This is a genomic window from Succinimonas sp. (genome assembly GCF_045225735.1).
GTDB lineage: Bacteria > Pseudomonadota > Gammaproteobacteria > Enterobacterales > Succinivibrionaceae > Succinimonas.
In genome coordinates this window covers 1-14,067 of the sequence record NZ_JBGVBR010000165.1, presented here as the reverse complement: position 1 = coordinate 14,067, position 14,067 = coordinate 1, and the positions used below count along the sequence as shown (strand labels likewise).

Below are 14,067 nucleotides of genomic sequence, written 5' to 3'. Positions count from 1 at the left end.
CTCCGATGCCCGGAGCCGCATCCGTGATGCCGACTTCGCCACCGAGACTGCGAACATGACCCAGCAGAACATTCTGCAGCAGGCCTCTCAGAGCATTCTGAGCCAGGCTAACCAGAGACCGCAGATTGCGCTTTCGCTCCTCCAGTCATAACAGGTACAGCTTAAGGCAGGTTAGGAACGGCAGCCAGGACGGCATAGTCACACAGTTGGCCGCAGATTTCCGGATCTGCCCGGAAACAGATTTTTCTCTCTTGAGCGTTTGAGCTCTATCCCTTTGGCCGGTGTTTTTCCCCGGCCTTTTTTGGTTTTGCCGGAGGCGGCATGGTCTTGCCGGAATGAGATGCCGGAAACGCAGGACGGAGACGGTGCCAGCGAGGCCGTATGCTGTTTTCAGGGATCTGAACGGCGTTTTTGAGATTCCGGGAAAAATTTTTTTAACAAAGTCCTAAAGTTTAAATTTTTTCAGCCGCTAAGAGTACGTCCTGAAGTGTTTTTTTAGCATAATAACAATCGGAGGGAGTCCTCTGAGTACTTGATAAGAAACGGGTGGTGGAAATATGATTGATGCAGTAGTTAACAGTTCAGCCGATTTCCTGGCCAAAGGGAAGATCCAGAATTCTCCGGCACCGGAGGTAAATCAGGCTGTTAGTACCCAGACTAATTCAAAGACCAGCAGAGCAACCGAAGTGCAGAGCCAGGCCAAGGCCGTCAATGACAAGGACAAGGTGGCCGGCAGAGCCGTGGAAGAGCAGAAGAGCGTTATCCTGCTTGAGGAAGAGGAAGCCAAGGCGGCAGAGGAGCGCAAAGAGCCCATTGACGAGAAAAAGGAGCAGGAGGAGCTGGACAAAATGGCCGAAGCCGTTTCTCAGCTTATTCCGGGCTACGGACTCAGCTTTGCCATGGACAAGGATCTTAACGAGGTAGTGGTCACTGTAACCAACAAGACCACTGACGAGGTCATCAGACAGATTCCCCGAGAGGAATTCCTCAATATCGCCAAGAAGTTCAATGAGCTTTTGCAGGAATTCAGCGGCAAAGCCCCCGAGGAGGAGCTTAAAGGGGTTTTCATGGACAGTCAGGCCTGACAGAGAGCGTCATTCGATACGGACATAACAATGTGGCGAATGGCGCCTTGGGGTTAGCAAGTGAATAGAGCATCAGCAGGGGAGACAATACTATGGTTTCAGCAGTAACTTCGGCAGGAGCGGCTTCCGGCATTGACTTTGAAAGCATTATTTCAGCCAGCGTCGCCGCCAAGAAGGCAACCCTGACTTCGCGGATTTCCTCCCGCAAGGAGAACACCCAGCTGGAGATCACCGGTGTCGGTCTTTTGAAGAGCAACCTTACGACCTTTAAGGAGCTCCTGGACAAAATGACCAAGGAGAATGCCTTCAACAAGAGAGCCGTTAATTCCAATCAGAGCGCCACGGATCCCGTGTTCAACGTGGAGACCAAGGATTCCGCGGCTAACGGCAGCTATAACCTTACCGTGAAGCAGCTTTGTCAAAGCACCGCCTTCAGCACCAAGTTCGATTCTCTGGATCAGACCTTCGGCACCGGCGGCAGCCTTTCCTTTGCCATCGGTTCCGGAGATGACGCCAAGTCCTTCAGCATTGACGTGGCGGAGGGCGATACCCTTAACGATATCCGGAACAAGATCAATAACAGTGCTGACAGCTTCGGGGTAACCGCCAACATCATTACCCTGCAGGACGGCACCGCCAAGCTGGTGCTGGATTCCGGCAAAACCGGCGAGGCCTACAGCAACTTTTCTGTTACGGCTTCCGGTGATGAAGCCCTGAATGCCTTTAACGCCTCCATTACCACGGACGAAAACGGCAAGAAGGTGGCTTCCGGTGATTCCTCCATGAGCCTGGTACGGGCCGGACAGGATGCGCTTCTGGATGTGGACGGCGATACTCTGGCCAGCAGCACCAATGTTTTTGATGACTGCATCAAGGGCCTCAAGATCACGGTAAACCGTCTTTCCGATACCGAAAAGACCGAGGGCGAAAACGGCACGGAAACCGGGTTCAAGTCCAATACCCTCAATATCACCACTGACACCAGCTCTCTCAAAAAAATGATGAACGAGTTTGTCAGCACCTACAACGAGCTCAGAACCAATTTGGATAATCTGACCAAGAGCAATACCTATACCAACGGTCAGAGCAATGACGACGGCGGCTATCTGGCAGGCGATTCCACCGGCAAGACCATTAAGAATGCCATGTCCAATCTCCTGACCTCCTTCACCGTGGGCGGGGAATCCAATGGTCTCAGTCTGTTCTCTCTCGGGCTTGATATTGATAACAAGGGCAACCTGTCGGTAAATTCCGAAAAGTTCGAGGATGCCATCAAGAACAAGTATGATCAGGTAGTGGCCGCATTTACAGGCAAAAACGGCGTTTGCAGCAAGCTGTCCTCCAATCTGGAAACCTACACCAAGACCGGCGGCATTCTGGATCTCCGGAAGGACTCCCTGAACTCCGAGCTCAGAAGCATTGAGAATCAGGAAAATGCCAATTCCACCTATCTGGCTAAGTATGAGGAATCCCTGAGAAACCGCTACGGCAACCTGGATACCATGATCGGCACCCTGAATACCTCGCTGTCGTATCTGTCTTCGGCATTGAGCTCCATGAACTATAACAATTCGCAGAAATCTTCGTCATGATGAGCTCTGATTGCTGAATATGCGTCTTTGCTTGGGTTTTTAAATGACAGGATAAGCTATAATGCAGCACCGGCGCGGTGCTGTATTTTTTCGTGAGCAGCGGGAAAGACCGGGTAAGGATTGCCGGCTGATTCCCGGCTGAAAAATGAAGAATTTCGGTTAATGCGGGACAGATCCCTGACGGAGCATGTATGTACGGACGTAATTTAAAGGCATATAAAACCACTAATCTGGAAGCTGAGATTTCCGTTGCTGATCCTCACCGGATAATTTCCATGCTTTATGAGGGGCTGTTTCAGAGAATCGCTCAGGCCAAGGGCGCCATCGAAAGAAAGGATTACGCCTACAAGGCAGATCGCATTGAAAAGGCCATTGCCATCGTCACGGGCCTGGAGACCGGCCTTGACATGAGTCAGGGGGAGATCTCCCAGAATTTTATGGATCTCTATGAATATGTGAAGCAGCGGCTTCTGGATGCCTCCCTCAAGCTGGATACCGCGCCTCTGGATGAGGTTATTAAGCTCCTGATGCCCATTAAGCAGGCCTGGGACGGCATTTCCCTGGAGGACAAGGAAAAGGCCTTTGCGGAAAGAGCCCGTCTGGATTCTGCCGAAGGAGCAAACTGATGTCAGATGCCGGGGATATGACAGATAAAGCAGCTTCCGCCGGAAGTCCGGAGGAAAGCGCTCTCACTGTTCTTATGCGGCATCTTAGCAAGGCGGAAGCCCTGATGGCGGATTTTGACGGCAATTACCCGGAGATCGCAAAGGAAATCAGCGCCTTTTCTCAGAAGATGCCGGCAGTGGTGGATGAACTGGTTCGGGACGGCAGGGAGCCCGAGCTCCGCTCTCTGGAAAGCCGCATGCAGGCTCTTCAGGAGGAATGCTCCCGCCGCCGGGAGGAAACCCAGACCGAGCTTCTCAAGTTTCGGAGGTCTGCCAGGGGAATTCACAGCTACAAAATGAACGACGGCCACAGATGGGGCTGATGCAGGCGGTTGTCTTTTTCTGCTCTCCATTTTTCTTCCCTTCTCCCTCTCCTCTCTCTCATACCCACTCTTACATCCATACTCCCGTGCGTATGCCCACTATCTTTTCTCCTCCCCTTTGTTTTTCTCAGTAATCTTTATCCTTCCGGCGCTGTCTTGGCGTTTCTGAGGACATCTCCGGTAAGAAAGCATCTCAGAGCATTCAGCACGGCGAGAATCATCACCCCCACGTCGGCGAATACGGCAAGCCAGAGTCCGGCCAGTCCCAGGGCTCCCAGAAGGAGACACAGCGCCTTGATGCCGATGGTGAGGATAATGTTTTCCCGGACAATGCGGAGACACTTCCGGGAAATTCCGACGGCCAGGGGGATTTTTCGGGGATCGTCATCCATGAGCGCCACATCGGCCGCTTCCACCGCCACATCGGATCCCATGCTCCCCATGGCAATGCCCGCATCCGCTCTGGTGAGAGCCGGCGCATCGTTAATGCCGTCTCCCGCAAAGATCACCCTGTCGTTTTTACGGGGCGTGCCAGCGTCATTATTCCGGGAGCTTCTTATGATCTCCTCCAGAATCTTAAGCTTGTCCTTGGGAAGAAGCTCCGCATGATATTCCGGGAGATCCAGACTGGCGGCTGTTTCCCGGGCGGCTCCGGAAGTGTCCCCGGTGAGCATGACAAGACGCAATATTCCGAGAGCGCGAAGATCCCTGATGCTTTCCCGGGCTCCGTCCTTTAAGGTGTCCGAGAGCACGGCGTAACCGAGATACTGTCCCCGGATTGCCGCATGAATTACCGTGCCATGATGCTGGCATTCCGGCGCGGGCACTCCGTTATCCTGCAGGAAAAGCCGGTTCCCGGCCAGCACGGGCGCGGCGTTTTCTTGATCCCCGAAAAGCCCCGGGATGGCGCAGCTTACGCCCCGGCCCGGGATTTCCCGGACACAGAGTGTTTCATAAGGGAAGTCCTTCCTGCCATAGGCTCTTATTATGGCCCGGGCCGCCGGGTGCTGCGAGAATCTTTCCGCATGGGCCAGAGTCATGAGGAGCTTATCCGCGGTAACTCCCGCAGGATAAAGCCCGGTAACCTCAAAGGTACCCCTGGTAAGCGTGCCGGTTTTATCAAAAACCACGGTTCCGGCATGGGCCAGGCTTTCCATAAACGAGGAGCCCTTAATGAGAATGCCCTGCCGGGACGCCCCGCCCAAAGCCGCGAAGAATGACAGGGGCACACTTATCACCAGAGCGCAGGGACAGCTTATGATAAGGAAGGTGAGCGCCCGGTAGCACCATTCGCTCCAGTTTCCGGGTTCCCCGGAAAGCATCAGAATAAAGGGGGGCAGGAGAGCGAGAGCAAGGGCGGCCAGTGTTACCAGAGGAGTATAGACCCGGGCGAACCGGGTAACAAAGCGTTCGGAGGATGATTTTCGGAGTCCGGCCTCCTCGATGAGCTCCACGATTTTGCTGGCGGCGGAGTCCTGGAAGCTTTTGGTGGTTTTTACGGTGATAAGTCCGCTGAGATTCAGGGTTCCGGAATACACTCCGGAGCCCGGGCCGGCCTCCCGGGGCAGGGCTTCTCCGGTAAGAGCGGCGGTATTGATACTGGTGCAGCCCTCGGTAATGACGCCGTCCAGAGGGATGCGGTCTCCCGGTTTCACGGTGATTACCGCGCACGGAGCCACCTCGGCAGCCGGTACCGGGATCAGATCCCCCTGTTCGTTTTTTATCAGGGCGGTCTCTGGCCGGAGATCCAGAAGCGCGGTAATGCTTTTGCGGCTTTTGGCAACGGCGCAGGATTCAAAAAGCTCCCCGGTCTGATATAGGATCATGACGGCCACGGCCTCGGCATAATCGCCGGTTTTAAGGAAGGCCATGGCAAGAGCTCCCAGGGTGGCGGCGCTCATCAGCAGGGCTTCGTCAAAGGGCTGGCGGTTTATAAGTCCCCGGAAGGCTCTTCCCAGAACATCGGCCCCGGCAATGAGAAAGGGTATGAGATAAAGCCCCAATTGATAAACGCCCTCTGCGGGAATGAAGGATACCAGTACGGCAATGCCGGCGGCCAGGAGTATTCTTAAAAGAAGCGCCTTCTGTTCTCTGTTCATAAAAGGCTCCGGAGTCTGCTACAGGATGATGTCCGAGTCCGGTACCGCCTTTTGGCAGTTCTGCCGTACCTCCGCAACAACGGCAGCTGGGTCGGCGTTATCCTTAAAGACGAGGCGCATTTTAAGAGCCATAAAGCTGACCTCGGCTTCCTTAATCCCCGGGGTTTTGCGGGCGGCGGCTTCCATTTTGAGGGCGCAATGGGCGCAGTCGACTTTGATTTTAAAGAGCTTTTCCATAGGGAGGGTCTCCTTGATAGTTATTAAATAGTTGCACAAATGCTCAACAGTTTCATTATAACGGCAAAATCCGGCGGCGGCAAATGCATTTTCGGAGGGTAATGCTTTAGGCGGCGCCGGGGCACGCTTTTGGAGGCTTCCTGAAAGCAAAAAAATACCGGAGCTAGGCTCCGGTATCTTCTCAGTTTCAGTAAGTTTTCTGTCTCAGGTTAAGCCTGTTCTCCGGCGTTTTCCGGGAGCTTTTCCGGATCCGGATTATCCTCCGGCGGCAGACCCTTGTATTTCTTCTTGAGCTCCTGAAGATTCTGCTTTTCCTTTTCCATGATTTCCTGATAGTTGTTAATAACGGCGCCTACCACCAGGTTGATAAGCAGGAAGGCGGCGAACATGTACCAGAGAATGTGGAAGCCGGTAACCAGAGCTGGAGAGGCCTGAATGAGGTTCATCCGGGAGGCGGTTACCAGGTTGTAGCGGAGGTCGGTCCAGTCATCGCCGGTCATGCAGCGGAGCAGGGTGAACAGGGCTTCCGGCAGGGTGCCGTAGGGATCATCGGAATTAGCCGGCGCATGGGGGGCGATTTCGTAAAGCCTTACCAGGGCCTCCTGCTGCTCCGGAGAAGCGGTGGCGGCATTGGGAAGCTTGAAAAAGTAAATGCCGGCAATGGCAAAGACATACATGAAGATAAACATCACCAGGGCATTGTAGGTCAGGGATTTCAGAGACCGGATCATAACCGAGACAATCAGGCGGAATTCCAGACTGGTCTTGAAGATCTTGAGAATCCGGAACACCCGGAGCACTCTCACGGCGGTGATTACGGAGGAGTTCGAGGAGATGTCTTCGGGAATATAGCCGGAAATGACGATAAACAGGTCAAAGATATTCCAGCCGTCCTTGAAAAAGTCCTTTACGGACTTGCGCACCATAAATCTCAGGGCAATCTCTATGGTGTAAATTATGAGACAGACGAGATTGATGTTCCTGATGGTTTCGGTGGACTGATAGGTTTCCGCTCCGATAGCGGTGCAGTTGATGAGGATAACCCCCATGATGAACAATTCAAATTTTTTATTGTAAACAAAGCTGTGTATTTTATTTTTAAGCGCGGGATTCATGCTTACCTCCTTGGAAGCGAAATTTTTTACGGAATACGGTGCCTCTGGGAAACCGGACAATAAAAAAAAGGCCGCGATAAGCGACCTTTTGGCGGGAACAGTACGATCAAAGCTTTTGCAAAGCTTCACGAACCTTCTTGCTCAGAAGTCCCATATCAGTTCTTCCTGCTGCCTTGGGCTTAATAAGGGCCATGACCTTGCCCATATCGGACATGCCGGCGGCGCCTGATTCCCTGACAGCCTCTGAAATCAGATCGCTGACCTCTGCTTCGGAAAGCTGGGGCGGCAGGAAAGCCTTCAGCACATTGGCCTCAAAGCTTTCATGATCTGCAAGATCCGCGCGGCCTGCGGCGGCGAATTCCTTTGCTGATTCCTCGCGCTGCTTGATAAGCTTGGTCACGATGGAAAGGAACAGGGAATCGTCCACAGAAACCCGCTGATCTACTTCAGTCTTCTTAACCTCGGAGAGCAGCATACGAAGAGCGGCAGTGCGCTCCTTATCCTTTGCCAGCATAGACTGCTTCAATGCGGCATTCAAATCTTCGCGTAACGACATAATCTCCAAGACCTCAGGAATGCGGAAGAATTAATAGAGACGGCTGTGGCGAGCGTTCTCGCGGGCCAGCTTCTTAGCCTGACGCTTAGCAGCAGAGGCCTTCTGACGCTTGCGAATGGTAGTAGGCTTCTCGTAGAATTCACGGCTGCGAACATCAGCAAGAATGCCTGCCTTTTCGCAGGAGCGCTTGAAACGGCGTAATGCTACGTCGAAGGGTTCATTTTCACGTACTTTAATAACTGGCATGAGCCATCACCTCAATAGAAATATCAAAAGTTAAGCAGATCTCCACGTGAATAGAGAAGCTGCAGAAAAAAAACGCTGCGCGGATTTTAATATCAATTGGTCATAAAGTAAACGTTTTTGTGCATTTTTTGGCAGGTGTCTTATGACCTCGGATATCAGCGTTACGCCGGCGCCGGAGGACAAATCCCGCCGGCCCTTATGAAGCCTTGACTGAGCTGGATTTTCCAAGTTTTCCGGGGTTTCATCGGTTTCACGAAAGCTTTCTTCTTGCTGCCGATAAATGGGAGCGGGGGCAAATTTTTTCGGGAGACGGGACTCATAATCCGGAGGGGAGTCCCGGGAGGGTAGTATACTGAAATGCAAAAAGCCGGCGGGGATCCCGGAACGCGCTTGCATTCCCCGGGGCTTTTTTATCAGAATCCGCTAGCTGCTTCATGGTTTCAGGCTTCCGGCTGCGGCACGTCGATGACTTCGCGCAGATCCTTCGGCCGTTACCGCAATGAATGAAGCACGATAACCCGCAGTAATGCAAGAGTCCGCCATGGCAGAAGATCATCATAAATCCTCCACTCTGCTCCAGCTTGAGATAGCTCTTTCCAAAAGGATCGCCATAGCTATAGCGGTGATGGCGGCACTGATTTTTCTGGTCTGGTTCTTCCGCATTCCCAACCCCAACATGATCCTGATTTCCGGCCTGGTGATGTGCTCCGCTCTGTTCGGCTTCGGGGGCGGCATCGTGGCGGCGGTTATCATGTTCGGGTATACCCTGTTCTTCTTTTCCCAGGATCACAGCTTTATCCGGTTTTCACCGGAAAACCTGATGAAGGTGTGGGTTTCCCTGTTCGGCATTGTGGCGGACATGCTGTTTGTCTGTTTTCTGAAGGCGGCGGAAATGCGCGCCTTCCGGGAAATCAGCAGTCTTACGGAGCAGCTCAGGCAGCAGAAGGAGTCTGTCAGCACTCTTTTGAACCATATGCCGGTGATTACCTTTTCCAAGGACGCGGAAACCGGGGTTTATCTGGCGTGCAATCAGGCCTTTGCGGATTATGCGAGCAAGAAAAGTCCTGCAGGCGTGCTGGGACTTACCGATGCGGACATTTTTGACCGGGAAACGACGCAGCATTTTGCGGCTGATGACAAAACTGCTCTGGCCATGGAAAAGCCTTATGAGTTTTTCGAGGATGTTCCGGATGCCGCCGGAAACCGGCGGCAGCTTCAGACCACCAAGCTGAAATTCCGGGAACCCTCCGGAAGACAGTGTCTTCTGGGCATGAGTCTGGATGTTACGGAGCTTGCGCGGATTCGCCTGGAAAATGCCGCCGCCCGGGAGGCTTATGAAAAGGCCCGCAGTTCCGGCATTATGTTCACTCATATTGCCCAGACCCTGGCTCAGGGCTACACCGAGCTTTTTTATGTCAATCTGGAAACTCAGGAATTCCGGGAGTACCACACCGATGAAAGGGACAGCGGTCTTGCCGAGGTCAGACAGGGGCAGCAGTTTTTTGCCGAATGTCAGCGTAACATCGGGGAGCAGATATATCCCGATGACCGGGAAAGCATCGCCGGGCTCATGAACCGGGACACCCTCCTCGCCAGTCTGAAAAAGACCGCTCCCCTCATTGTCACCTACCGTCTGCTCAGAAACGGCGCCCCCTGCTATGTCAGCATGAAGATCTCCCGCATGAAGGACGATGAGCGCTTCATTGTCATCGGAGTAACGAACATTGATGAGCAAATCCGGCATCAGAAGGCCATGGAGCAGATCCGCGAGGATCACGTGGCCTACACCCGGCTCAGCGCGCTGGCCGGTGATTTTATCTGCGTTTACGTGGTGAATCCCGCCACTGAAGCTTATCGTGAATACAATTCCCCGGCCGGATACGAATCCCTGCGCCTGCCCAGGGAGGGCCGGGAGTTTTTTGCCCATGCGAGACAGCGGATCCGGGATTGCATTCTTCCCGGCGATCTCGATCGCTTTCTGGCGCTGTTTACCAGAGAAGGCGTTATGGCCGAGATCAGCCGGAGCGGCGTTTTTGTACTGCGCTATCAGCTCGTCATTGATGATGCTCCGGTTCATGCGCTCCTTAAGGCGGTGCTGATAGAGGAAAACGAGGGGCCGCGTCTTATTGTGGGGGTCATTAATGTTCAGACTCAGGTAAGACAGGAAGAGGAGTACCGCATGAGTCTGGCTCGGGCCCAGGAGGAGGCCCGGATTGATCCCCTGACTGGCGTGAAAAACCGTCATGCCTATCTGGAGGAGGAAACCCTCATAGACCGGCAGCTTGCCGAAAGCGCCGGAGAAAACGCTCCGGAACTGGCTCTGGCGATTATGGATGTGAATGACCTCAAGGAAGTAAATGACCGAAAGGGGCATCAGGCCGGGGATCAGTATATCCGGGAGGCTGCCGGCATTATCGCGGGGATTTTCCGGCAAAGTCAGCTGTTCCGCATCGGCGGAGACGAATTTCTGGCCCTGGTTCGGGGATCTGACTATGCCAGACTGGAGGATTTGCTTCAGGAAATGCGGGATCATAATGACCGGGCTCTTCGGGAGGGCGGGATTGTCATTGCCGCCGGCGCGGCCAGACTGGAGGGCGATCCTTCCCTGGCCCCGGTGTTCCAGCGGGCGGACAAAATCATGTACGCAGACAAAAAGCGTCTTAAGGCGGCCCGGAGCATATGATGCCGGGGATGGCTCCCGGTGTTTTCCGGAACCCCCGGGAAGCGGGGCCGTTTATTTTGCTGAATCCGCTGGTGTCGGGGTATAATTCACTGTCTTTTTATTATTGAGGCGTCTCCCGTAATGCGTATTCTTGGAATTGAAAGCTCCTGCGATGAAACCGGGGCTGCGGTATATGATGACACGGAAGGGCTGTTAAGCAATGCCCTGTATTCTCAGATAGCCATGCATGCCGAATATGGCGGCGTGGTGCCGGAGCTCGCCAGCCGGGATCATATAAAGAAGGCGCTCCCTCTTATCGAGAAGGCTCTTCAGGATTCCGGATCCGCTCCGGAGGATATTGCCGCCGTGGCCTACACCGCAGGACCGGGGCTGGTGGGGGCTCTGATGGTGGGGGCCGCCGTGGCCCGCAGTCTGGCCTATGCCTGGGGAAAGCCGGCGGTTCCGGTGAATCACATGGAGGGCCATCTTCTGGCGCCCATGCTGGAGGAGCGGCGTCCGGAATTTCCGTTTCTGGCTCTTCTGGTCTCCGGCGGTCATACCATGATCATCGACGTGTCCGCGCCCGGCTGCTACCGGATAATGGGCCAGTCGGTGGATGATGCCGCAGGGGAGGCCTTTGACAAGACCGCGAAGCTTCTGGGGCTCCCTTATCCCGGAGGACCGCTCCTTTCCAAATTGGCGGAGCAGGGCGTTTCCGGCAGATTTCATTTCCCCCGGCCCATGGCTGACAGCCCGAATCTGGACTTTTCATTTTCGGGACTGAAGACCTTCGCCGCCAATACCATCAGGGAGGCCGGAGATACGGAGCAGGACCGGGCGGATATTGCCCGGGCCTTTGAGGAAGCTGTTACCTCCATCCTGGCCCTTAAGGCCGGGAAGGCCTTAAAGCAGACCCGCTATAAAAGACTGGTGGTGGCCGGCGGCGTCAGCGCGAACCGCAGCATCAGAAACGGACTTCAGGCTCTGATGGAAAGCCTGGGAGGAGAGGTGTTCTATCCCCGTCCGGAATTCTGCACCGATAACGGCGCCATGATCGCCTATGCCGGAATGTTCCGGTTTAAGATGGGCCAGCGCGCGGATCTTGCGGTGTCAGTCCGGCCCCGCTGGCCTCTTGATACTCTGGAGCAGAAATATGACCGCTGATATGAAAGCTGAAACCGCGGCAGAAAGCAGGGCGGATCTTGGTCTCGCAGCGGAACCGGATGCCGTGATTATCAGGGAGCTGACCCTTAATTGCATTCTCGGCATTCTGCCGGAGGAGCGGGTGAACCCGCAGCGGGTGATCTGCTCTGCCGAGCTTTACACGGATCTTTCCCGGGCACTCGAGCATGACGATATCGCGGAAACCATGAACTACGCCCGTGCGGCCGAGATCATTTCCGCCGTTGCCGGAGCCCAAAAGGCGGGCACGGCGGAATACTTGGCGGGCCGGATCATTGCTGCCTCAAGAGAGGAATTCGGGGCCCGGCTTCAGGGGATCCTCTTGGAGATCCGGAAGCCCGATATCCTGCCGGGGACCACTGTGGCGGGCGTCCGGGTAAAGAGAATGTTCAGGGGCGGCAATGACTAAAGTCTATATCGCCCTGGGAACAAATATGAACCGCGTTGCCAGTCTTTCCCATGCCGTGAGGCGTCTCGGGGAGGCAATAAAGGATGCGAAGTATTCCCGGGTTTATCTGAGCCAGCCCCGCAACAATGCCCGGGGGCCGGAGTTTTTTAACGCCGTCATGTCCGGAGATACCGGACTTCAGCTTATGGAGCTTCGGGATTTTACCAAGACTGTCGAAGCCGAGATGGGGCGGCAAAACTGGATCTCCCCCGCGGGAGAAACATTTTCTCTCCGGTGTCTGGATCTGGACATTCTGACCTACGGGGACACCGTATCCCAAAACCCGGAGCTCCCCCGTTCGGATCTTATCAAATATCCCTTTGTCATAAGACCGGTTTTGGAACTAAGTCCCGATTTCATCATGCCCGGCCGGGGAGCATATCTCCGGGATCTGGTGTCTTTGGAAGGCATGGAAATTCTGGATACCGTGCCGGAACTGGATCTTGCCGCGCTGGCGGGGCCGGCTTCCGGCCGGATCGGGGACTTTCCGGGAGACGGGGGAGTACCCTGCCGCGCCCGGCTTTAACGCAGATTTAACTGAATTTTAAGCGCTCCGGATGGCGTCCGGTACGGGGATGGCGTTCGGAGTCAGGAGAACTTTATCATGGATTTTTTTCAGGCGTTTATTCTGGCGGTGATTCAGGGGCTTACCGAATTTCTTCCGGTCTCCAGCTCCGCCCATCTTATTCTGCCCTCGCGGCTTCTGGGCTGGCCGGATCAGGGACTGGTATTTGATATCTCCGTTCATGTGGGCACCCTGATGGCGGTGATTATCTACTTCAGGAAGGATCTCTGGCGGATGCTGCAAAACCTTTTTGCCTGGTTCTTCAAAAAAAAGCCTTTGGATGCCGACGGCCGCATGATGCTGTGCGTGCTGCTGGGCACGGTTCCCGTGGGACTCTGCGGGCTTCTTTTTAAGCATTTCATCGAAACCTCCCTGAGAAGCGATTACGTGATTGCCGTAACCACCATTGTGTTCGGTCTCCTTCTCTTAGGAGCGGATATCTATAACCGCCGGGCGCTTAAGGATCCGGCCCGGGAAAACAAAACCTTTGAAAAGGTTCAGGATGAAGCGGCTCAGAATGGCGGGGCCAAAGAGCCCAGGGAGAACGCAAGCTTCGTCCGGCACATTGCGGATACCCTGAAGAACCGGGACAATGTCAAAGCCTTTGCTCTTTCCGTGATTATCGGCTTTGCTCAGGCGGTGGCTCTGATTCCGGGCACCTCCAGATCCGGCATTACCATGACGGCGGGGTATTTTCTGAGGCTGGCTCCGGAAACCGCCGCCCGCTTCAGCTTTCTCCTGTCCATTCCGGTGATTATTCTTTCCGGTCTTATGGGGGTGAAGGATCTAGTCTTCGGGAACGGGGAGGCCGGAGATGCGGCTTCCGGCGCCAGTGTTCTCATGATTCTTATCGGCACTCTGGTGTCCTTCGGGGTGGCTCTCCTGGTGATTCGGCTCTTTCTGAAATTCCTTACCGGAATCGGTCTTCTGCCTTATGTGATCTACCGGATGATTCTGGGGATCACCCTGTTCATCGTGCTGGGATCCGCCTGACGCGTGATCGCCTTCCGGGCTTTCGGAGGACTCAGTAAAGCTCCTCCGAAATGCCCAGCTTCTCCCACAGTCTGATAAGCTCGTCCTGCGCCGTTTTGATGGCCTTCTGCCGCCTTCTGGAAAGCTCGGCCTGGATTTCCGCCCCCTGAAAGCCGTCTTGGATCACCGGGGCTGCGGTGATCTTATATGCTCTTGCGAAGATGTACACCAAATCGTAGCTCGCGGTGAAATGTTTCTGGGTCTCCTTGCCGCGGCCCCGGAAATCGGCCGTGAGGCACTCCGCCAGAACAGATATATTG

The 14,067-nt window shown here is 54.6% G+C and carries 15 protein-coding genes and 1 pseudogene; 10 read left to right on the top strand and 6 right to left on the bottom strand.

The window, feature by feature from the left end; all coding sequences use genetic code 11:
* From ACJROR_RS05870 to ACJROR_RS05850, 5 genes are all read left to right on the top strand, one after another.
* The coding region (locus ACJROR_RS05870; RefSeq protein ID WP_406546270.1) for a flagellin at nucleotides 1-151 on the top strand (151 nt) is incomplete at its 5' end.
* 406 nt (nucleotides 152-557) lie between these two features.
* A complete protein-coding gene (locus ACJROR_RS05865) occupies nucleotides 558-1,085 on the top strand; it encodes a flagellar protein FlaG (RefSeq protein WP_406546269.1) in 528 nt (175 codons plus the stop codon).
* Between the two features lie 92 nt (nucleotides 1,086-1,177).
* Nucleotides 1,178-2,677, top strand: coding sequence for a flagellar filament capping protein FliD (gene fliD, locus ACJROR_RS05860; protein ID WP_406546268.1), 1,500 nt, complete (start codon nucleotides 1,178-1,180; stop codon nucleotides 2,675-2,677).
* Nucleotides 2,678-2,868: 191 nt separating this feature from the next.
* Nucleotides 2,869-3,303 carry a flagellar export chaperone FliS gene (fliS, locus tag ACJROR_RS05855; protein WP_406038694.1) on the top strand — a complete coding sequence of 145 codons (435 nt, stop codon included), beginning with the start codon at nucleotides 2,869-2,871 and terminating at the stop codon, nucleotides 3,301-3,303.
* On the top strand, nucleotides 3,303-3,665 hold the full coding sequence (locus tag ACJROR_RS05850; RefSeq protein ID WP_406546267.1) for a hypothetical protein: 363 nt from the start codon (nucleotides 3,303-3,305) through the stop codon (nucleotides 3,663-3,665). The genes fliS and ACJROR_RS05850 overlap by 1 nt, the downstream gene beginning before the upstream one ends.
* A 137-nt stretch (nucleotides 3,666-3,802) precedes the next feature.
* Here the strand turns inward: ACJROR_RS05850 and ACJROR_RS05845 are convergent, their stop codons facing one another.
* From ACJROR_RS05845 to rpsU, 5 genes are all read right to left on the bottom strand, one after another.
* Entirely contained in the window at nucleotides 3,803-5,764 is a 1,962-nt protein-coding gene (locus tag ACJROR_RS05845; protein WP_406546266.1) for a heavy metal translocating P-type ATPase, read from the bottom strand.
* A gap of 18 nt (nucleotides 5,765-5,782) precedes the next feature.
* Nucleotides 5,783-6,001: a cation transporter gene (locus tag ACJROR_RS05840; protein WP_406038688.1), complete on the bottom strand. Its 219-nt coding sequence runs from the start codon at nucleotides 5,999-6,001 to the stop codon at nucleotides 5,783-5,785.
* A gap of 209 nt (nucleotides 6,002-6,210) precedes the next feature.
* Nucleotides 6,211-7,116 (bottom strand): ion transporter, encoded by a 906-nt coding sequence (locus ACJROR_RS05835; protein ID WP_406546265.1) that lies wholly within the window; start codon nucleotides 7,114-7,116, stop codon nucleotides 6,211-6,213.
* Nucleotides 7,117-7,222: 106 nt separating this feature from the next.
* Entirely contained in the window at nucleotides 7,223-7,672 is a 450-nt protein-coding gene (locus ACJROR_RS05830; RefSeq protein ID WP_406546264.1) for a GatB/YqeY domain-containing protein, read from the bottom strand.
* A gap of 30 nt (nucleotides 7,673-7,702) precedes the next feature.
* Nucleotides 7,703-7,918, bottom strand: a complete 216-nt coding sequence (gene rpsU / locus ACJROR_RS05825; RefSeq protein ID WP_406038682.1) for a 30S ribosomal protein S21 — start codon at nucleotides 7,916-7,918, stop codon at nucleotides 7,703-7,705.
* Nucleotides 7,919-8,459: 541 nt separating this feature from the next.
* On the opposite strand from rpsU, the gene ACJROR_RS05820 reads away from it, so the two are divergent.
* The 5 genes from ACJROR_RS05820 to ACJROR_RS05800 all read left to right on the top strand — a co-directional run bounded on the left by ACJROR_RS05820 (nucleotide 8,460) and on the right by ACJROR_RS05800 (nucleotide 13,768).
* Nucleotides 8,460-10,601, top strand: coding sequence for a diguanylate cyclase domain-containing protein (locus ACJROR_RS05820; RefSeq protein ID WP_406546263.1), 2,142 nt, complete (start codon nucleotides 8,460-8,462; stop codon nucleotides 10,599-10,601).
* 120 nt (nucleotides 10,602-10,721) lie between these two features.
* Complete coding sequence (gene tsaD / locus ACJROR_RS05815) at nucleotides 10,722-11,744, top strand: tRNA (adenosine(37)-N6)-threonylcarbamoyltransferase complex transferase subunit TsaD (RefSeq protein ID WP_406546262.1); 1,023 nt, start codon at nucleotides 10,722-10,724, stop codon at nucleotides 11,742-11,744.
* Nucleotides 11,734-12,171 carry a dihydroneopterin aldolase gene (locus tag ACJROR_RS05810; protein ID WP_406546261.1) on the top strand — a complete coding sequence of 146 codons (438 nt, stop codon included), beginning with the start codon at nucleotides 11,734-11,736 and terminating at the stop codon, nucleotides 12,169-12,171. Before tsaD ends, ACJROR_RS05810 begins: the two co-directional genes overlap by 11 nt.
* The gene (gene folK, locus ACJROR_RS05805; protein ID WP_406546260.1) at nucleotides 12,164-12,736 is read left to right on the top strand and encodes a 2-amino-4-hydroxy-6-hydroxymethyldihydropteridine diphosphokinase; all 573 of its coding nucleotides are present in this window, start codon (nucleotides 12,164-12,166) and stop codon (nucleotides 12,734-12,736) included. Before ACJROR_RS05810 ends, folK begins: the two co-directional genes overlap by 8 nt.
* Nucleotides 12,737-12,814: 78 nt before the next feature.
* Nucleotides 12,815-13,768, top strand: a complete 954-nt coding sequence (locus ACJROR_RS05800; RefSeq protein WP_406546259.1) for an undecaprenyl-diphosphate phosphatase — start codon at nucleotides 12,815-12,817, stop codon at nucleotides 13,766-13,768.
* A 31-nt stretch (nucleotides 13,769-13,799) separates the two neighbouring features.
* Here the strand turns inward: ACJROR_RS05800 and ACJROR_RS05795 are convergent.
* Nucleotides 13,800-14,067, bottom strand: a pseudogene (locus ACJROR_RS05795) (CCA tRNA nucleotidyltransferase); the annotation flags it as partial.

Excerpts from the sequence above, each read along its gene's own strand:
- fliS (WP_406038694.1), top strand. The coding sequence starts at position 2,869 with ATGTACGGACGTAATTTAAAGGCATATAAAACCACTAATCTGGAAGCT.
- ACJROR_RS05865 (WP_406546269.1), top strand. The coding sequence starts at position 558 with ATGATTGATGCAGTAGTTAACAGTTCAGCCGATTTCCTGGCCAAAGGG.
- ACJROR_RS05820 (WP_406546263.1), top strand. The coding sequence starts at position 8,460 with ATGGCAGAAGATCATCATAAATCCTCCACTCTGCTCCAGCTTGAGATA.
- rpsU (WP_406038682.1), bottom strand. The coding sequence starts at position 7,918 with ATGCCAGTTATTAAAGTACGTGAAAATGAACCCTTCGACGTAGCATTA.
- ACJROR_RS05845 (WP_406546266.1), bottom strand. The coding sequence starts at position 5,764 with ATGAACAGAGAACAGAAGGCGCTTCTTTTAAGAATACTCCTGGCCGCC.
- folK (WP_406546260.1), top strand. The coding sequence starts at position 12,164 with ATGACTAAAGTCTATATCGCCCTGGGAACAAATATGAACCGCGTTGCC.
- ACJROR_RS05810 (WP_406546261.1), top strand. The coding sequence starts at position 11,734 with ATGACCGCTGATATGAAAGCTGAAACCGCGGCAGAAAGCAGGGCGGAT.
- ACJROR_RS05830 (WP_406546264.1), bottom strand. The coding sequence starts at position 7,672 with ATGTCGTTACGCGAAGATTTGAATGCCGCATTGAAGCAGTCTATGCTG.
- tsaD (WP_406546262.1), top strand. The coding sequence starts at position 10,722 with ATGCGTATTCTTGGAATTGAAAGCTCCTGCGATGAAACCGGGGCTGCG.
- ACJROR_RS05800 (WP_406546259.1), top strand. The coding sequence starts at position 12,815 with ATGGATTTTTTTCAGGCGTTTATTCTGGCGGTGATTCAGGGGCTTACC.
- ACJROR_RS05850 (WP_406546267.1), top strand. The coding sequence starts at position 3,303 with ATGTCAGATGCCGGGGATATGACAGATAAAGCAGCTTCCGCCGGAAGT.
- fliD (WP_406546268.1), top strand. The coding sequence starts at position 1,178 with ATGGTTTCAGCAGTAACTTCGGCAGGAGCGGCTTCCGGCATTGACTTT.
- ACJROR_RS05840 (WP_406038688.1), bottom strand. The coding sequence starts at position 6,001 with ATGGAAAAGCTCTTTAAAATCAAAGTCGACTGCGCCCATTGCGCCCTC.
- ACJROR_RS05835 (WP_406546265.1), bottom strand. The coding sequence starts at position 7,116 with ATGAATCCCGCGCTTAAAAATAAAATACACAGCTTTGTTTACAATAAA.